Raw genomic sequence first — 20,508 nt, forward strand, 5'->3', positions numbered from 1 at the left:
CATTCACTTAGCTCAGACGCTTTGGTATCCACGCATGGATGACATAAATTTACTTAATTTTTCTAATACCGAGCTTACTTATTAAATCTAAATACTCGCTTACATTTTTTTTCTTTATATAATTAAGTAATCTACGGCGGCGTCCGACTAAGATTAATAACCCTCTTCTTGAGGTATGATCTTTATGGTTAGATTTGAAATGCTCAGTTAAATTATTGATCCGCTCAGTTAAAATAGCACATTGTACTGCACTTGAGCCTGTATCATTATCATTTATAGCATAATTTTTAATTAATTCTTGTTTACGTTCTTGTGTAATCGACATCGATAATTTCTCCTTATTAGTCTATTGCGTTAAATTAAATACTCGTAAAGAATGGAAGCAATTCTTATTTAAGCTACCAATTGCAAGCAAAGCACCTTTATAGCGAACCCACATAAAATCTACGTTTTTATCATAATCAAATAGGCATTTTTGACCATATTTAATTTTTTGTGCTTGCTCGTCGTTAGCATCAAGAACCAGGATGTCGTCCAGTATTGCTTCTATCTTTATATTTTTTTCCTCAAGGGAAAGTTTGGTAATATCATTAGAAGAGTCAATTCGAATAGAATTTTCTTCTTTAAATATTCCAACTTGAGTACGGCGTAATTCTATCACAAATCCTAAACTTTGCAAGGACAATGCCAAATCTTCTGCTAAAGTCCTTATATAAGTACCTTTTGAGCATTCAGCATAGTAAATAGCAGTAGCATTTTGTTCATCGTAATCAAGACATTTTAGATCATAAATTGTTATATTACGTGGTTTTAGTTCTACTTCTTTACCATCTCGTGCTAATTTATATGCTCGTACTCCATTAACTTTAAGAGCAGAAAAAGCAGGGGGGGTTTGTGTTATAGTACCAATAAATTTAGAGCATATGGCATAGGCACTTTCTTTCGATGGTATAAAATCTGTTGTGTCTATTACTTTGCCGGCATAGTCACCGCTATCGGTTTGCTTACCAAATTTTACGGTAAAAATATAGGTTTTTTTAGCGTCAATCAGCATTTGCACTAATTTTGTAGCTTCACCTATAGCAAGAGGCAGTACTCCTTCTGCCTCGACATCTAAAGTGCCGCTATGTCCTATCTTAACTTTACCAAGTACTTTTTTTATTATACTAACAAGTTTAGCCGAGCTTATTCCTTTAGGCTTATAAACATTTAACCAATAACTATTCATACATTATTTTTCTGAAATGAAGAATTATATACGAAGATCAACTTGGAAAAGAGTAATCGGTCTGTAAGCCGAGGACCGAAGCGTATCACTTAATACGTGAGGACCGGAGGACTTGCAAAGATAACGTAGCCAATTTTTCAAGTTCAACGAGTATATACTTGACGTGGGTTTAAAAAATCTATAATATATAATTCTAGCCAATTAGGTTAGACCGAAATCAATGACAATTAACCAAAATAATTCAAACCATACTTTTTCAAGTCATAATTTAGATAATTCCCCTCGTAAAATCAACAAGTTAATAAATAAATTTTCAGACTATATTTGGCCAATAAAACGCCAAGAGCTTTCTAAGTTTTTATTCATTACTTTGTTAATGTTTTGTATTTTATTTATTCAAAATTTAATCAGAGCATTAAAAGATAGTATAGTTACTACGATGATTGGAGCGGAAACAATTTCCTTTCTAAAGTTCTGGGGAGTTATGCCTTGTGCTTTTTTAATGACGGCTATTTATGTAAAGCTTGTTAATAGAATGAAAGCAGAAAATATATTTTATCTGATCATTTCAATATTTTTAGCATTTTTTGCCCTCTTTGCTTATGTTATTTTCCCAAATCACGAGATATTACATTTAAGTCCAACTACTGCTCAAAATTTAATTACAAGTCTGCCAAACTTAAAATGGTTTATTTTGCTTTTATCGAAATGGAGTTTTTCTCTATTTTATATAATAGCTGAATTATGGCCAAATGTAGCTTTTGCACTACTTTTTTGGCAATTTGTAAATAATATAACTACTGTTGAAGAATCGAAAAGATTTTATCCTTTATTTGGATTACTTAGCCAAACAGGGATTTATTTAGCAGGACAGTTTTTAGAAAATTTAAGTCATATTAATGAGTATGTAGCCGCAAAATTTTCACTACAGGCATCTTTTCATACTCTTTCCGTGCAGATTATATTAACTATAGTATTGATTCTAGGGATAGTAGGTATTAAAACTTTTTGGTTGCTAAATCACAAAGTGCTAGATAAAGAACATATGGCATTGTTGCGTTTTAAGGCAAAGAAAAAAACCATGACAATTGCCGAAAGCTTTCAGATGATCCTTTCTTCCAGACATATTAGATTAATTGCAACTTTACTTATTTGTTATGGTATTGCTATAAATTTAGTGGAAGGACCTTGGAAAGCAGCAGCTACTAAAATATACAAAACCCCGACTGAATATGTTGCATTTATCGGTAATTATTTAAGTTATACGGGAGCGTTTACTATTCTTTTTGTTGTACTTGGCTCAAATATAGTTAGAAAACTCGGTTGGTTTACGGCAGCTATTATTACTCCTATAATAGTTTTTACTACAGGTATATTATTTTTTACTGTTAATAATTTTGAAAACTCTGCTGGTTTGATAGTAGCAAGTATTATCTTAACTGATCCGGCTTTAATTGCTATAACTATCGGTGCTATTCAAAATGTACTCAGTAAATCAAGTAAATATACCTTATTTGATTCAACAAAAGAGATGGCTTATGTGCCGTTAGATAAAGAAATAAAGATAAAAGGAAAAGCTGCTGCTGATGTGCTTGGTACAAAACTTGGAAAATCAGGAAGTGCATTTTTACAATCTTTAGTTTTTATTATTTTACCTTCTGCAAGTTATCAATCTATTTCCGTATGTTTAATGTTTATATTTATAATCACTTGTTTAATATGGTTTTGGGCAGTAAAAGAATTAAACAAAGAATATAAAAAATCTGTTAAACTTTCTCAATAAAAAACAATTTTTTTCTTGCTATTACTAGCAAACTATTATTAGAATTAATGTAATTTAAAATATAGCCTGGAGGTTTTATGAGTAAAGATCCTAATGTAGAAGAAATTATAAAGGAGTTTGATCCAATAGCAAATAAAGAGTTCACTGAAGCAGAAAAGCAAGAACAAACAAGACAGGAGCAAGAGTTGTTTGAGTCTGAGGGAGATAGTATTTTTTTTAGTAGTACTGATACTACACCTGCTACTGCCACTTCAACATCTTCGCTTTCGGCTAGTGCTTTAGCAGGAGGTATATCAGGAGATGGCTTTATAGATCCAATAACTGAAGCTATTCGAAAAGAAATTCTGGAAAAGCAGCGTGATTTAATAAGAAATCAGTTACTAAAAGAAAATGCAGAAAATCCTGATCTGAAACCTAATTTTGAAAATGACGAAAAATTTAGAGATTTTTTAAGAACTTTGAATGAAGATCCAAATAAAAGAGAATTATACGATAAAGCTTTAGAAAATCCTGATCTTAAAAAGGGATTAGAAAATATAGAAATAGCAGGCTATAAGAACGTTCTTGCATCACATAGTGCAGAAGTTTATCGTGAAAATAAAATTAAAGAAGAACAAGAAGAGTTATTAAGAAATTATCTTAATAATGATCCTGCTTACTCAGAAGAAGCAAAAGATAAAGAAAAATTCAGACAATTTCTAGCAAACCTTAATGCAGAGGAAAGACAAGGCTTATATGATAAAGCTTTATCTAACGAGCAGTTTAAAGGGCAATATGAAAACATTAGACAAGAATATGCCAATAAATATGTTGGTGGATTTAGGTCAATGCAATGGGAAAATCAAATAAGTGCAGGTGATCTTAGATCAACAGTAATTAAAAATGATGCCGGTGAAGAAATTTGTACGTTAGCCGAAAAAACTCATAAAACTGCCCCGATGACTGTCTATAAGCAGGATGGTACTCCAGTTACAGTTAATTCATATAGAGCGATAGACTTTCCTACAGACCTTGAGGGCAAAAGTGGTACGATGCATTTATCGCTTGTTGCACAAAATAAAGAGGGTAAATCTAATAATGCACTCCGTTTTACTGCTCACTATGAAGCAGATCCGCATCCTGATGGTACTCCTAAACTCAAAGAAATAAGCTCACCGCAACCTATAAAATTTATGGGAAAAGATGAAAATGCAGTAGGTTATATAGAGCATGGTGGAGAAATTTATACGCTGCCTGTAACACGAAGCAAATATGAAGCCATGATGAAAGAGGTTGCAGTAAATAAAGGGCAGGGCGTTGATGTCTCACAAACTATAGACCAAGATATTTATAGAGTTCAAGGAGGTGAAAAATCTGTATCTTCACAACAAATAGATCCAGCAAATGAAAAGCCTATTGAAACTAAAAATACAGCGATACCTGAACCTCAATCGGGGATAGCTTCCAATCAAGTGCCTCCTATAACACCTTTTAGTTCAGGGCAAAAGCCTGGGGTTTCACAAATACCACAACCACAACAAGTTGAGATTTCGCAGCCACAACCACAATCACAAGATATAGTTGATGCAGCAACAGGCTTATCGCAAGCTATGCAGAATTTATTAAATCAGTTAAATAAAGATTTAAAAAATGAAAATGAGCCAGCTGGTTTAATCGGTGAGGTAGCAGAGAAAATCTTAGGAGAGAAAGAAGCAAGCGTCGACCAAAAACAAGCAGGAATTAATACTTTAGCTGAAAATGTATTAGGTAATAAAGAGCTTCCTGAAGAGGTAAGGATAGAGGGTTTAGGTAAAATATTAGACACAATAAATAATGATAATGTTTTATCAGAACCAGAAAAAGCAAAATTGCTTGGAGGAATAACATCTGTTGCTCTAGATCAAGATAGTTTAAGTCAAGCTGCTAAAAAACAAATAGTAGAAAAGATAACTGACTCTGCTTTAGAGCTTAATACCTCAGATGTAAGATTGCAGGCTATTAATGGCATAACTGATGCTGTATTAGATAGTAACCTGAATAAAGACGAAAAAGGAGAGATATTTGAAGTAATAAGCAATGTAATAGAAGCTTCTAAGCATGATGCTCAAGAAAAAAGTCAATTAAAAAGTGATGTACTAGATAAAGCTAGAGAAGCAGGAATTCTAAGTCCAGAGCAGCAACAATTAATGCAGCAAAATTTAGATAAAATTAAAGAAAAGCAAGCAGCAGAAGAAACAATAAAGAAAGTACAGGGTATTTTATATGATCCTTTATCTGATGCTGTAAAAAAGACGGATGCAATAAAAACTATCACTACAGATGTTTTAGATGGTCCAGCTAAAGCGGAAATAAAAGGTGAAATAGTTGAAGGTATTACAAAAGAAGTTGCTCAAAGTCCTTTAAGTATTAAGGATAAAGTAGGTATTATTGAGGTTGTGGGTGAAGCTATAGCTAGTCATAAAGACATGTCTATACCAGAGAAAGCTACTATTGCTTCATTTGCAGAAGATGGAATTGTAAAAAGCACAGCTGAGCTGAAAGATAAAGAACTAATGACCAAGGGCTTGATAGATGGAATTCATAAGGGTATAGGAAATGAAAGTCCTGAAATAACTCAAGGTGTTGTTAAAAGCATTAAAGCTAATGCTGTACCTGAAGAAAGATCTGCTCTTGAAAATATAGCAAACGAAGCAATATTAGAAAGGGAAATGCAGAATTTAACTCAAGGGTTAAAAGGACAAAATCTAGAACAAGATAAACCAGAGAAAGATATAGTTAAAGCTGCAAGAGAAACAATGGAGGCTTTGGGAAATCTTAATAAAGCTGCTGAGCCTGGATTTGAAAAAGGACCTGTTGATGATACATCAAAACAACAAATAGAAAAACCTATAATATCTGAACAAGAAAAAGTTGTACAAGAAACTTCAAATATGTTAAGCGATGTATCTAATTTTGTAAGTAACAAAGTTGATAAACTACGTAATATTCTTTCTGCCAGTGGTAGTAACTTTAAAACTAATGAAGAAAAGAAAGCTGAATCAGAAAAGCAAGCTAAAGATTTAACTGAAAAGTTTAATGAAAAATCTTCTACTAAAGATCAGTTAGATTTCATACAGGCTAATTTAATTGATAATAAAGATTTATCTAAAGATGCTCGTTTAAAAGCTATAGATAATTTATTACAAGAACAGGTGGAAAAAAGAGGGGCAGCTGTTTCAGGACAATCTCAAGATAAAACAGAAGATGTAAGAACTTTATCAGGAAAGTCTGAATTAAAAACTGTAAGTAAAGATGAACCGGATATTGAAAGAGCTAAAATGGTTGTAGGAAAAGATAAAGTTAATATTAAGGATAATGTCCAAATTATGGCAAAATTGACGGATGCAAAAAATGCTATACAGTTAGAAAATCCTACAATATCCAATGTCAAAGCTCCTAATGGCACTAAAAAAGGACAATCATTTCCATGATGTAAATTTATTAACGTTTGTGTATGGGTTGCCTCTGTGAATTGATTTTTCCGTCATTGCGAGCGAATGAAATGAGCGTGGCAATCCAAAAAAGATAATAAAAAATGCTATAAATTAGCATTTTTTAGCTGGATTGCTTCGTCAATTACTTCGTAATTTCCTCGCAATGACATTATCATTCATCCCTCTTATAATTTAAAATGGCATAATCCTTAGTTATAGCGGGAAAGAAATCTTTGTTGAAAGGTAATAATTCGGTTGTTTTATCTAAAAATTCTACTTCTATTATATCACCAGCACCAAAATTGAGGATATTTTTAATTTTACCGATTTCAGTATGGTTACTGTCTAATACTGATAAATTATTTAAATCGGTTATATAAAACTCGTCTTCTTTTAGTTTTGGCAAACTTGAACGTAAACAAAATAATTTATAGCCTTTTAAATTTTCTGCTTCATTGCGAGTAGATATATCATTAAATTGGCAAATTAATTCACCTTTAGAATTTTGTTTAATTAGATTAATATTTACTTTCTCACCTGATTCGTTTACTAATTCCCTTTCAGTTATTTTTATAGCAGGATCGGTAAAAGATCTTAAAATTACATGTCCTTTAATCCCATGACATGATTTTATTACACCGACTAGAATTAAATTTTCTAAGGAATTCATTAATTTACCTTTAAATTTTGCTAGTTATATATAATAATATATTTAAATAATTTTTTATAGATATGATAAAAAAAATAATTGCTGGCATAATAATTTCTTGCTCCTTATTACTATTTCTTTTTTTTGGTGCATTGTCTCTAGTTAATTATAATTCTGTTGCGAGTAATTTCACTAATCGCTTAGGAATTGCCAATGAGAATATCGGAAAAATAAAAATAAATAAATTCCCAATACCTTATTTAGCCATTGAATCAATAAAGGAAGAGGGAAAAGTAGATTTAGAAGAAGTTAAAGTCTATTTCTCAGTCTGGTCACTTATAAAACTTAGCCCTCAAATTAGTAGGTTAGAAATATTAGACGCTAAGATCTATGCAGATTCTAAGATGCTCAATATTTATAATAATGAAGAGCTAATAGATAAGTTTTTTAAATATAAACTGCAAAATATAAATCTTAATATTACAAACCTCAATATTATTAATAAACAAGATTATTCCATTTTAAATTTTTCTAATTGTTCATTAAAAAAGGAAAATTTAGCATCTAATTATATATTTAAAACTACAAATAACGAGTTAGGCATAATTTCAGGCTCAATTAATAAGAGTGAGAATATAGTAAATTTTAGCTTTGATATTGATAATAAAGATTATAATTTTAAATTGTCGCAAGTTTATAAGGATTCTAAACTTGATAGCGGTAATGGTGAATATAATATCAAAAACCTAGCGTTAGCAATGTATAACATACTACCGGATTTAAGCCATATTTTAAATAAGCTGAATCAAACAAGTGTAGTAAATGTTAAGTTTAACATTTTAAATTCAGAAGATGCAGTAGAGCTAAAAGATATAGTTGTAGAATCACCATTTATTACGGGGGGTGGTGCTATTAACATTGCTAAAAATGATAATACTACTGGTACTGTTAATTTAAATTTTTCTAAAATAGATTTAAATTCAATAGTTTCTTCAAATGCTCCGGTAACATTTAATACTGCTCCATCGAATATTAGATTTATTTTTGCTGATAAGTTGCTTAAAATCAATATTGTAATTGATGAAGTAATTTTAAGTAATAATAATACATTAGAGAAAGTAATGTTTACTTCTAGCTTATCAAAAGGTACTTTAAAAATAGATGAATGTTTAGGAAGTATTAAACCAGATGGTGAGTTCAAGCTTCTAGGTAATGTAACGCAGAATTCTATTAGAAGTATGTTTGATGGACAAATATATTTAAAGCATAACGATTTTAATTCGTTACTAAATATATTAGGATTTGCTGATATCACAGTTAAAGATGCTATACCATTTACTCTATCGTCTGAGTTAAAACTAACCTTAATAGATTTATTTTTTAAAGATTTATTGCTAAAAACAGATAATTTAAGTTTATCAGGGAATTTTTCTGGTAAATTTATTGCTCAAACACCTCATTTAAATGCTACACTTAGTATATCTTCGCTTGATTTAACAAAAAATAGTTATCCAGTAATTTCACCTTTTATCGAATTTGTGCAAGGCTTGACTAAGGATATGAAGAGCCTAGATTATCCAAGTAAATTTATCCCAATTAGAACAAATCCTTATACAATTAATTTAGATATTTTAGTAGATGGTGTTAAATATAATGATCAAATCTTTGATAAGATGAATCTACTTGCTAAAATTTCACCAGCTAGTGTAAAAATTAGTAATCTAGATTTAAAAACAAATAATAGCTACTTATCAACTAGCTGGAATTTGGATGCTTCTAGCGTATTACCATCTCTAACTGTCGAAATTAAAGATGGTAGTTTAAGTACTGATTTATTATCACCTGCAAAGTTACTTGATTTAAGAAATAAATTAGTAAATGATTATAGTTTAGATAAAGTTACGTTACAAATATATGGTAATTTATCTAGCTTGTCGCAAAATGATTTAGTACTAAAAAATGTTAAATTCTATGCAGTAAATAATAATAATTTACTACAATTCAATAATATTGAAGCAGAACTATTAGGTGGTAAATTGCAAGGTAGTGGTAATATTTTGTTAGATCCTTACTCTCTTAATTTTGTATATGCATTAAATACTATAGATTTAGATAAGGCTTCAGCACTCTTACCTAAAATATTTGCTGCTTCAGAAGGTGAAATAAGTATTAGCGGTAGTTTTTCCACTAACGGCAATACTCTGCAAAATCAACTATATAACCTTACTAGTAAATCACAATTTGCTATAAATGTTATCACGGTTAATAACTTTAATATTGATTCTTTCATACAGAAAATTAATAATTATGATTATAATGCATCGAATCTTGATAAAGATATAAATAGTGCTATAACGACAGGACAACAAAGAATTACGGGTATAAGTGGTAATATTGACTTACAAAAAGGCATTGCTCTTTTAAAAGATATAAATTTTGTCACGCAATATAGTACAGGGGCTGCATCTTTCGCAGTTAATATATATAATTTTGATATGGATTCATCTAATATTCTATCTTTTTATATTCCGTCTAGCCTTGTTAAATCTGATCCAAAAAATACTAGTTCTAATGCAGATAAAAGTATTTTAAGCAATCTTAGTTTGAAAATACAAGGAAATATGTTTGCTCCTAAAAAGACCTTTAATAGTAGTGAATTAAAAAAATTGCTAATACCTCAGCAAACAACTACAGAAGAAACTAATTTAGTTAACCATTAAAAATAAAAACACATGACTACCAATAAAAATTTAGACGAAAATATTAGTTTTGAAGAAGCTTTAAGCGAACTTGAAGAAATTGTAAAAAAAATAGATAACGGGCAAGAGACTTTAGAAGCGGCAGTTAATAGTTTTGAGCGTGGTATTTTGCTTAAAAATCACTGTGAAAAGAAACTTAAAGAAGCCCGTTTGAAGATTGAGAAAATTACTAAGCTTACCGATTCTACAATAACCTTGGAGGAAGTGGAGGTCTAAATAAAGGATGATTTATTATGCATAATAGTTTTCTTATAAGGCTTGTCCGGTGTTGTTGCATGACTCCTATGTCATTCCCGCGAAAGTGCAGTAGTGTCCGGAGAAAATTGGAGTATTATTAAAACCGTCATTGCGAGCGGTCGTAGACCGCGTGGCAATCCAGAAAAATAGTAAAAAATAACTAATTTTAGCATTTTTTTACTTCCTTGCTTCGCCCTTATTACTTTGTAATTCTTCTCGCAATGACGAAAAAACCTAATAATAACAACGTTTATTTTTTCTCCGGACACTACTGTGCAAAAGCGGGAATCTAGGAAAAAAGTCTAAATACAGTAAATTTTTTAAAATAAAAGCTCGATTTATCTCGCTTTATGCTGGATTCCCGCTTTTGCGGGAATGACATTGTATAGCAGCTAATTATTTAAAATGATACAAACATAAATATTATTCTATGCCTGAACAGATAATTGATTTTATTTATAACATTCCTAATATTGTCTTATTTCTTATAATCAACATTATTTTAATGGGGTTTTGCAGTATATGCTTATATCTCTCTAAATATATCATCCCAACTAATTTCCAAAGAGAAGAATTAGGCAGCCTTGGAGGATTTTTATCAGGTGTAGTAGGAAGCATGTATGCAGTATCAACCGGTTTTGTATTAATATATCTGCTTGGTAATTTTAATAAAGCTCAAGAAGTAGTGGCAACCGAATCTACAATATTAATGAGGCTTGCAGATAGTGTTAGTTGGCTTCCCCACGAGATGAAGCCTGCAATTTATGCAGATATTAAAAATTATGCACAAGATGTAATAGGGCGTGAATGGCAGTTAATGAGGGATGGTAAAAAAATCGGTCATGAAGCACTTAGTTTTCTGCAAGATATTACTAGTCGTCTTAAAGATTATAAAGTAAATGATCAGATGCAATTATTTATTAAAAAAGAAATAGTTAAAGAGATCAAAGAGCTTTATACCATCAGGTATAATAGGATTAAAATGTCTTATTTTTCCTTAAATGTTCAATATTGGGTAGTCGTATTTATTATGACTACTATTAACCTAATTTTTGTTTGTATGCTTGGGATTAGGGTCTACTTGCATAAAATTTCAGTCATGTTAGTTTGTATAACCTCCGGTTCTATGATTTTCTTATTATTTATATTAGATAAACCTTTCCGTGGTCCTTTCGCAGTTAATCAATATGATCTTAATAAGGCTATTACATATATTGAACGTTTGGAGTAAAGTGTTTTTTGTCGTCATTGCGAGGAGATACGTAGCATCGCCGTGGCAATCTCGTTAAGCATCCTGAGATTGCGTACGTACAAAACTTGCAGTTTCTTCTCGCAATGACGTTTTCTAATTTTCAAAGCAAAGCACATGCATATATATAAAAACAATTTTCATAGAGGCTCGTTTAACATTTGGGATCTATGTATAATATTGATTATATGCGGGATTATATTTGCAATAGGTAAGGGGCTGCATGAAATGGATTCATCCATTGTGGCTATTGCAAAAAACGAAATATATTTAGATCCAATCCATTTATTAGAATATACGCTGCAAACTACATTACGAATGTTTATAGCGATTATTATTTCGCTGATAACTGCTATAATATACGGGACTATTGCCGCAAAATATAAAACAGCAGAAAATATTTTAATACCAATATTAGATATCTTTCAATCTGTACCGATATTAGGCTTTTTAACATTTACTGTTACATGGTTTGTATCAATATTTCCAAATAGTAGTTTAGGTATAGAATGTGCGGTAATATTTGCTACATTTACTAACCAAGTGCCTAATATAGCCTTTAGCTTTTACCAATCACTTAAAACTATCCCGAATGATTTAGTCGAAGCAAGTAATATATTTAAACTTTCACCGCTGAAAAAATTTTTAAAGCTTGAATTGCCTTTTGCCACACAAGGGCTAATTTGGAATAGCATGATGTCGATGTCTGGTGGTTGGTTTTTTCTCGTAGCATCAGAGACTGTAGTAATAGGCGGGAATACAATTAGTGTACCTGGTATTGGTTCGTATATAGCTAAAGCGATATATGAGAAAGATATAATTTCTATAATCTATTCTGTAATCACTATGTTTATAGTAATTATATTATATGATCAAATTATATTTCGTCCGTTAATTGTGTGGGCAGATAAATTTCGTTATGAGAATATAGTAAAAGCTTGTACACCTAAATCCATGGTTGTGGATTTATTTAAAAAGACAAATTTTATCACCATAATATATAGCAAAAATTATCTCTATTATATTCATACCATGTAATTTTTTTATTAATAATATAACCAAAATTATCTCAAATCTTTTATCTAAGCTCTATATTATTTTTATAAAACCAATACCAAATTTACTTATAGCTATCCTATGGTATGGGTGTTTAGCTTGTTTAGCAATATATGCTGCAAATAAATACTATGGCTTTGCTAAAACAGCAATTAGTTTATCGGAGTTTTTATTAGTAATAAAATTAGGCTTTTTTACTCTACTAAGAGTAATTGCTATGGTCATTTTAGCTATTATTATATGGGTACCTATCGGTGTATTTATCGGATTAAATAGTAGCTATACCGAAAAAATGATGCCTGTAATACAGATTGCTTCAGCATTTCCTGCTAATTTTTTATTTCCTTTCGTGGTTATTTTTATTTCGCACTATAATCTCAATCCCAACATAGCTTTGAGTTTTCTTATGATACTTGGCACTCAATGGTATATTCTCTTTAATGTTATAGCTGGAACTTCGGCATTTCCTGCTGATTTAAAAGAATCAGCTAATATATTTCGTGTTAAAGGATGGCTATGGTGGAAAAATATTATATTACCTGGAATTTTCCCTCATATAGTTACTGGCGTTATAACAGCTTATGGAGGAGCTTGGAATGCAAGTATAGTAGCAGAAATAGTATCTTGGGGAAATGTGCGTATTTCTGCAATTGGTCTTGGTTCGTATATTACAAATGCTAGTGATTACAGCCGAGTAGCTATTGGGGTAGTGGTAATGTCTCTATATGTTATAGTTATAAGCCGTTTGGTATGGCGTCCGTTATATAATTTGTCGGTAAGTAAGAGTAAGTTAAGTTAGATGTTGTTTTATACCACGTCATTGCGAGGAGTGAAGCGACGTGGCAATCTCAGGATGCTTAATGAGATTGCTTCGTCGAAACTTTCAGTTTCTTCTCGCAATGACGATTTTGAAGTTACCTAATTAATAGAAATAATCCTATGACCAATAAAGAAATATTGATTTTAAAGGAAATAAATAAAAGTTTTATTGCTCCGTCAGGTAATGAAGTTAAAATTTTGGACAATATTAATTTTACTCTTTATGAAAAAGAAATTGTTGGGTTGCTTGGTAAATCTGGTTCAGGTAAATCTACTTTACTGCGGATATTATCGGCATTAGTACCCCCTACAAGTGGGGAAGTAATATTTAATAGCAAAAAAATTGAAGAACCAATAGAGGAAATTTCTATGGTATTTCAAAATTTTGCTCTTTTCCCGTGGCTTACAGTACTTGAAAATATTGAACTTGGCTTAAAAGCAAAAAATTTACCATCAGACGAAGTAAGAAAAAAAGCCATAAACGCTTTAAATATAATAGGGCTTAGCGGATATGAACATAATTACCCAAAAGAAATTTCAGGAGGTATGAAACAGCGTGTAGGGATTGCAAGATCGCTTGCAGTTGAACCTGAGATTTTACTTATGGATGAAGCGTTTTCTGCTTTGGATATTTTAACCGGTCAAGCATTAAAAACAGATTTATTAGATTTATGGTCAGAAAAAACTATATCATTAAAATCTATATTATTAGTAACGCATAATATAGAAGAAGCCATATTTTTATGTGATAGAGTTATGGTATTATCTTCAAATCCCGGTAAGATTATAGCAGAAATCCCTGTTACTTTGCCGCATCCACGTGATCGTTTGAGTAAAGAATTCACTTGTCTTGTAAATAAAATTTACGATTTGATGAAGATTAATTTAAAATCTAACAGTGCTGATATTATGTCGATTCATGCTGCCGAGCCTTATAATATGGAACGAATGATGGAAATTTTGATATCTAAGCCATATAGCGGTCAGGCTAGCCTTGCTACCTTAGCTAAGTCGTTAAATATATCATCTGATAATTTCTTTAGCATTTTAGGAGCTTTGCAACTTTTTCAGTTTATTGAAATCCAAAATAGTGATGTACATATTACCGGAGCGGGTAGGGTGTTCCTTGATGGGGATGCAGAAGAAAGAAGAAAAATCTTTGGTAGACATTTGATTGAATATATTCCCGTAGCTGCTTCTATTAGGCGTATTTTACAAGAATCTAAAAACCAAATGAAAAAGCAAACTCTTATTAGTCACTTAAGAAAGGAATATAAGAATGAAGAGCTTACAAATATATTAAATACTGTAATATAGTGGGGACGTTACGGAAATCTATTTATTTACAATAACATAACGCAAATATTTAACTTAATATAGCTTCAACTGTTTCAGGATTTAAACTTAGTCTTTTATACGTATTTACTTAAGCTTATAACGTGTGGCTTTTCCTTGACCAATAGATTTTAAACGTTTTAAATCAACTAATTTTTTTATAATAGACTCAACTGTTCTTTCTGGAAAATTTAATGCACTTACAGCATCTTTTCGACTAAACTCTTTATTTTCTTTGTTAATCCAATTCCATAATAATAATTGTTTTTCCGATAATAAATACTCTATATTATCCTCTTTAATTATTTGTAAAGCTTTAGTGCTTTGTAATTTAACTACATTTAAGAAAAACTTTAACCAAGCTGTAATATCCTCTGCTTCCTTTTTCCAATGACTTTGTGTTTTATTAAGTGCCTTATAATAATCTACTTTATTTTCTTCAATAATACGCTCATGAGAGACGATTTGAGTAAATAAATAACCATGTTTTAAAAGTAATAAATTTGTTAATAATCTACTTGTCCGCCCATTACCATCTTGAAATGGATGAATTGCTAAATACTCAAAAATAAAATTAGCAATAAGTATGAGTGGATGTTTAGCTTTATCTTTAACAGCTAAATTATACCAATCTATTAGCTCTTGCATTTCTTTTTTAACTAAATATGGTGGTGTCGGTTCAAATATCACACCCACTATATTACCATCATGGTCTTTTGCTTCTACACGATTTGATGCAAATTTATAATTACCTTTATGACGTATATCTTTATCGCTATAAATTAACATATCATTATGTAGTTTTAATATAAATGACTTTGTAATATGTATTTCATCATAATTATTAAAAATCAATTCAAGGCATTGTAAGTATCCTGCTATTTCCTGCTATTTCCTGCTATTTCCTGCTATTTCCTGCTCATCACGTGTTTTAAATTTTTGAACATCTAAATTTTTATAAAGATTTTCTACTTGATTATCGGTAAGTTTATTTCCTTCAATACGGTTAGAAGAACCTGTAGAGGTTATAATTACACAGCGAGTCAAACGCTCTATTGTTTGAGGCAAAAGTTGCTTAGTAATTTGCCAACTATTTTTTACGCCCTCGACTTCAGAAATTATTGCATATATTTCTTCAACTGTTTCAGGATTTAAACTTAGTCTTTTATGAATACGAAAATTTTGCAGGCTCATTTATAATCTCACATAGCTACTATGTGAGATTATGTGAGATTATGTGAGGAAGTCAATATTAATCTATAAATTTACTTTAATTTTTAAAGAACCTTGGTTAGCAATATATTTCTTTGCAAGAGATAGGTTATATCTAATACCTAGTTCTAACATATTATATCTAGTTGAAACACCACAACCTACATTATAAAGAATTTTTGCTGGTTTAAATCCAATTGTTGTAAGCAGCTCGTCATTTCCATCAAGATATGCGTTGATATTAGGTGATTTATGGTTAAAGTTATAATTTATAAAGCCATGTAACTCAGGTTTTAGTATTATATTTTCTACAAGGAAATTAGTTGTACCTTTTAATCCAATTATCCCCTCAAATTTATTATATGAATTTCTTCTAACTGATAAATTTTGGAAAGTAGTATTGTTTTCGTTATAGCTGCTATTTTTAAATGTAGCATAACGAATTCCAAGCATAGGAGTTAGAGTTGTAAGGTTAGAGTTAGGTATAATATAATTATAACCTCCAAGTAATTCACCACTATAAAAACTATTGGTAAATTGTCCTATAGCAGTTTGATTACCTGTAGAAGTAATACGTTTTTCCTTATTTTTTATTCTACTTGTACCATACGAGAACCTATAAACTCAGCAAATAAGTTATTTTGTAGCCAGTTATAAAGCCCGTAAACAGAGAATATATTACTTGTAGCTTTAGTTTTATCACCAGCTTTAGTATTCTTGTGGCGTAATTTACTCTCTGCTCTAGTATAAGCAGCACCAAGTACTATAGAATTATCGAACGCATAATCAATTCCTATTATACCACCGCCAGTGTTGGATTTATAACCACTTGCACCATTTTTAGATTTTTGCGTTGCGATGCCATAGAATGGTACACCCCAAACGCCAGTACCGATATTATCTTCATCACCAGCAGCAGTTGCGGCTTGAGTTCTATTAATAGTACGTCTTCTACCGCTAGTATTATTATTTTTAAGAGTTGAATTTGGTTCATTTAGTCCGCTTAGTCCAGTTTCGTCTCCTAATTCTTCTAATCGTCCAAAAATTCCTTCTGAGGTTAAATTATCCATGTTTATAGCAACATCGGTTAATATATTTTGGAGTTCCATATTAGTAAATTCTCCGACTCCTTCACTAACTTCTGTAATATTTACTCTATGACCTAAACGATCTAACGTTTCAATCATGGTATTTGTAGGCATAGCTTCTAGATCTTTCTTTAATTGAGCAGCACTACTAGTAGTGTCGGAATCCTTAACATTATTAGCTAATTGTGTTGCTATACCGCTAGCTACAGGATTGGTTATAGGATTTATTACAGATGGATCAAAACCGCCAGAGCCATTACCTCCATCTCCACCGTTACCGCCATCACCTCCATCGCCTCCATCTCCGCCGTCACCACCGTCACCGCCATCTTCTGCAACTAATGCAAATCCAGTACCATCACTAACCCAATTTTTCCATTTATTTCCTGTATCGCTAGAATTAATAGTTACGTCGCTGTTAGGATAAGGAGAGAAAGTTGCTCCCTCATTAAGAGTAACTATTTGATGCTTATCACCTTTTGTAATTTTAGTTGTATCTGATCTGGATACTACATTGATTATTATTTTATTTATGTTGGACATATCATAACTTGAATCCTGATCAACTAATATATGTCCACCTGTTTTTAATGTCGTATCAAAATATGTGATAATATTTAATGTGCCATTATGTGTAACATTTCCCGTATGTTTTAATTCATAATTTGCTAAATCTAAAATGGCATCTGTTACGTTTAGGTCATCCTCCAGCACTGAGTTAGCTGTTAAAATTAATTTTGCTTTATCAGCTATTAAAGTACCTGCTTGTATATTTTTCTCAAGTATAACAGATGTGTTAGGTGAAAATTCTAATCGTTGTACATTTTTAACTTCTTCTTTGAACCAAACATTTTGATCAAATTTTATAGTACCACCATTATTAATTGGGGCATTTACTAAAACAGCGTCTTTGAATTCTGCAGACGAAGTAGAATCTGCAAAATTAAAATTACTTGCCGCAACATCGGTTAAATAAGTAAATAATTGAAGTGAACGAGGTAGCGGTGTACCATCTACTATGGCGTTAGGGAGGTTTAAAGTCTTAGGATTTGTATTATTAGTTCCACGATCAAAATTAACAGTTTTACCTGCATCAATATTAACATTGCCAGCATATAGATCACCTTTGATAGTATTATTACCACTAAACTGAACGCTTGCTAAACTTTTACCGCTGCTACCTAAATCATAACTACTAGCACCATCAATATTAAGTTTTACATTACCCTGTCCGTTATTAGCAGTAGTTACGCCTGAATAGAACTTATCAGTATTAATATTGACTAAGCCATTGCCTAGTAACTCTATTGATTTTAATTTATTAGTATCAGTACCTATTGCACCATTTGCTGTAAAGTCGGTTACTGCTATTGTATGAGTATTATTTCCTGCTGTAGTAACGTTTGTAACATTACTTGCTGCATTTAAAGTTAAAGTTGCTGGGTTGTTTGCATTAGAAAAGTTAATGTTTTGAGCATTTAAACCACCTGAAATTATAGCATCGCTATTTGCTACTTCTATAGTATTAAGAGAATTATTAGCCCCAATAGTAGATGTTATATTAATAGGTGCTGGGTTATTTAATTTTAAAGTACCGCTATTAGCATTATCGCTAGAAATATCAGTAGCAGTTAAATTATTCTTAACCTCTATAGTAGCACCATTTAATAGAATAACCTTGCCACTGTTAACAGTGTTGCCAAAACTTACACTACCTGCTTGCACTGTAATATTACCGACTACCGCACTTGAACCTATGCTGCCGCTAACACTACCACCATTTGTAAAGACTAAATTTACAGCCTGACCGCCGCTTGTGTTAATGCCTACAGTTAAATTAGTGCCTGCTGCAAAAGTTATATTATTATTTCCGTTACCTTGAATTTCACCGATAGAGTAATTACCGCCAGCAGTTAAAGATACATCACCTGCTCCAGCTTTTAGCATAGCTATATTAGTAATTAAATCGGTAACTTGTCCTGCACCTAGGAAAGTTAATGTACCATTCTGAATACCAGTGCTTGTTACAGTTCCATTAATATTTACCCCATCAGCAAGATTTATTGTGCCTGCATTACCTTGAAAATCTACCTTGCCGTTTATATTACCTGTTGCTGAATAAATTGTACCTTTTGTGAAATACACATCAGCATTTACTTCTCCTAATTCTATTGTATTAACACCAAGCGATATCTTATCAACAAATATACCGACATTTAAATCTATAGTACCATTACCAGTGCTGATAAAATCTAATTCTTTTAACCTTTGACCATTAACGCCAAGTGTATAATTAGCATTACCACCATTATCAATTGTTAACTTATTATTTCCGGTTGTTAGTTGTACTTTACCAAACTGATCACCGCCTGGACTTAAAATTCCTGTTAAAGTGATGGTTCTATCAGTAGTATTTGAACTATTTTGAAGATTTAAAGCAGAATCTGGATTAGCAAATGTCATTTTCGCACTATTTAAAGCAAAATCTTTACTTTCTGCATCTAAGCCGTAAGTAGCTGCTCCATTTGCTCCTGCTTCACCTATAATTATATTTTGAATTAAAGCTGATGTTAGGCTTTGATCAGTAAGATTTGCTCCAGCTTTAATATTTAACTTATTGGCATTATGAACGTCTAAATTATCACTAATTGTAACGTTACCAATAATATTTAAAGCAGTAAGTGCATTACCATCTGTGCCAAGTGTTGCTCCATTTTGACCACTTACTGTTAATTTTGCAGTACTACCATCTAAAGAGACGGTACCACCGCCACCGGTAAATCCTGCTAAGCTAGCGGCAAATTTAGTAGTTTGTTCTACTGGAGCAGATATTACTAATTCTGAATTTGCATTGTTAAAGTTAATACTATTATTTGCTACACTTAGAAGAGTAACATTAGGATTATTTTCTTTAATAGTAAAAATTTGTGAGGCTAAATTGTTTCCTATATTAATTGTTTTAAGCGTACCTATATTGGTAGCCGTTAATGTAGTTAAAACATTTAATACGCCATTATTGCCATTTATAATAGCATCTAGGATATATTGACCATTACCGCTAAATTCTAAAATACCGCCATTTGTTTTAAAATCAAGATTAGGCGTTGTTAGATTTCCGCTAAGCTGAATTCTTCCACCATTTATAAAATTGATATTTTCAGCAAATACATTATTTTTCAGAACTACCTTTGATGTATTATCACCTTGTATATTTATAGTAGCTGGGCTATTTTCGGCATCAGTACCTATATTTTGAGCTACTCTACCATTATAGGTAAAATTTAAAGTACCAGCTACACTGCCAGTGCTTGTTACAATTCCCTCTATACTAAAGCCGTCACCTAAAGTAAATGTTCCACCTTTACCTTTGAAATCTACCCCACCTGTAAAATTCCCTGTAGATGTTAATTTACCTGCTCCATCATAAAATGCATTAACTGTTGTAGCCCCTGCTATTGTGGCATCTGCCCCAGCATTAACTGTTAAGGTTGTTGCATTTACATTACCGCCTATAGTATCAATGCCATTAAATACGATTTCAGCTAAACTATTACCTGTTACTCCACCTGTAATTGTTCCATCTTTTTCGAATATTAATTGACCATTTCCGGCATCTGCTTCATTTGTTATGCTGCCATCAA

13 protein-coding genes and 1 pseudogene are annotated in these 20,508 nt (G+C 31.5%); 8 read left to right on the forward strand and 6 right to left on the reverse strand.

Annotation, left to right across the window (positions count from 1 at the left end; all coding sequences use genetic code 11):
- Nucleotides 1–49: 49 nt before the first annotated feature.
- Nucleotides 50–325 carry a 30S ribosomal protein S15 gene (rpsO, locus tag AAGD54_RS04395; protein WP_011477440.1) on the reverse strand — a complete coding sequence of 92 codons (276 nt, stop codon included), beginning with the start codon at nt 323–325 and terminating at the stop codon, nt 50–52.
- Nucleotides 326–346: 21 nt separating this feature from the next.
- The gene (gene truB / locus AAGD54_RS04400) at nt 347–1,228 is read right to left on the reverse strand and encodes a tRNA pseudouridine(55) synthase TruB (RefSeq protein WP_341795114.1); all 882 of its coding nucleotides are present in this window, start codon (nt 1,226–1,228) and stop codon (nt 347–349) included.
- Nucleotides 1,229–1,448: 220 nt separating this feature from the next.
- Here truB and tlc4 point away from each other — a divergent pair, with 220 nt between their 5' ends.
- A complete protein-coding gene (tlc4, locus tag AAGD54_RS04410; RefSeq protein WP_341795115.1) occupies nt 1,449–3,011 on the forward strand; it encodes an NTP/NDP exchange transporter Tlc4 in 1,563 nt (520 codons plus the stop codon).
- A 77-nt stretch (nt 3,012–3,088) separates the two neighbouring features.
- Nucleotides 3,089–6,460, forward strand: coding sequence for a Sca4 family spreading effector (locus tag AAGD54_RS04415; RefSeq protein WP_341795116.1), 3,372 nt, complete (start codon nt 3,089–3,091; stop codon nt 6,458–6,460).
- A gap of 175 nt (nt 6,461–6,635) precedes the next feature.
- Here AAGD54_RS04415 and rimM read toward each other — a convergent pair whose 3' ends face one another.
- Nucleotides 6,636–7,133 (reverse strand): ribosome maturation factor RimM, encoded by a 498-nt coding sequence (rimM, locus tag AAGD54_RS04420; RefSeq protein ID WP_341788133.1) that lies wholly within the window; start codon nt 7,131–7,133, stop codon nt 6,636–6,638.
- Between the two features lie 62 nt (nt 7,134–7,195).
- Between rimM and AAGD54_RS04425 the strand changes: the two genes are divergently transcribed.
- The 6 genes from AAGD54_RS04425 to AAGD54_RS04450 all read left to right on the forward strand — a co-directional run bounded on the left by AAGD54_RS04425 (nt 7,196) and on the right by AAGD54_RS04450 (nt 14,549).
- Entirely contained in the window at nt 7,196–9,832 is a 2,637-nt protein-coding gene (locus tag AAGD54_RS04425; RefSeq protein ID WP_341795117.1) for an AsmA-like C-terminal region-containing protein, read from the forward strand.
- Between the two features lie 12 nt (nt 9,833–9,844).
- Nucleotides 9,845–10,087: an exodeoxyribonuclease VII small subunit gene (locus AAGD54_RS04430; RefSeq protein ID WP_341795118.1), complete on the forward strand. Its 243-nt coding sequence runs from the start codon at nt 9,845–9,847 to the stop codon at nt 10,085–10,087.
- A 526-nt stretch (nt 10,088–10,613) separates the two neighbouring features.
- On the forward strand, nt 10,614–11,339 hold the full coding sequence (locus tag AAGD54_RS04435; protein ID WP_341795180.1) for a hypothetical protein: 726 nt from the start codon (nt 10,614–10,616) through the stop codon (nt 11,337–11,339).
- 246 nt (nt 11,340–11,585) lie between these two features.
- Nucleotides 11,586–12,395, forward strand: a complete 810-nt coding sequence (locus tag AAGD54_RS04440; RefSeq protein WP_341795119.1) for an ABC transporter permease subunit — start codon at nt 11,586–11,588, stop codon at nt 12,393–12,395.
- Nucleotides 12,396–12,708: 313 nt separating this feature from the next.
- Nucleotides 12,709–13,212 (forward strand): ABC transporter permease subunit, encoded by a 504-nt coding sequence (locus tag AAGD54_RS04445; RefSeq protein ID WP_341795181.1) that lies wholly within the window; start codon nt 12,709–12,711, stop codon nt 13,210–13,212.
- Between the two features lie 140 nt (nt 13,213–13,352).
- A complete protein-coding gene (locus AAGD54_RS04450) occupies nt 13,353–14,549 on the forward strand; it encodes a nitrate/sulfonate/bicarbonate ABC transporter ATP-binding protein (RefSeq protein ID WP_341795120.1) in 1,197 nt (398 codons plus the stop codon).
- Between the two features lie 105 nt (nt 14,550–14,654).
- On the opposite strand, the gene AAGD54_RS04455 is transcribed toward AAGD54_RS04450, so the two are convergent.
- The 3 genes and pseudogenes from AAGD54_RS04455 to AAGD54_RS04470 all read right to left on the reverse strand — a co-directional run.
- Nucleotides 14,655–15,356 (reverse strand): Fic family protein, encoded by a 702-nt coding sequence (locus tag AAGD54_RS04455; RefSeq protein ID WP_341795121.1) that lies wholly within the window; start codon nt 15,354–15,356, stop codon nt 14,655–14,657.
- Between the two features lie 99 nt (nt 15,357–15,455).
- The gene (locus AAGD54_RS04460; protein ID WP_341795122.1) at nt 15,456–15,761 is read right to left on the reverse strand and encodes a hypothetical protein; all 306 of its coding nucleotides are present in this window, start codon (nt 15,759–15,761) and stop codon (nt 15,456–15,458) included.
- Nucleotides 15,762–15,824: 63 nt separating this feature from the next.
- Nucleotides 15,825–19,540 (reverse strand): annotated as a pseudogene (locus AAGD54_RS04470) (autotransporter domain-containing protein); the annotation flags it as partial.
- Nucleotides 19,541–20,508: the final 968 nt, after the last annotated feature.

The sequence above is a fragment of the Rickettsia endosymbiont of Rhinocyllus conicus genome (assembly GCF_964026465.1).
GTDB lineage: Bacteria > Pseudomonadota > Alphaproteobacteria > Rickettsiales > Rickettsiaceae > Rickettsia.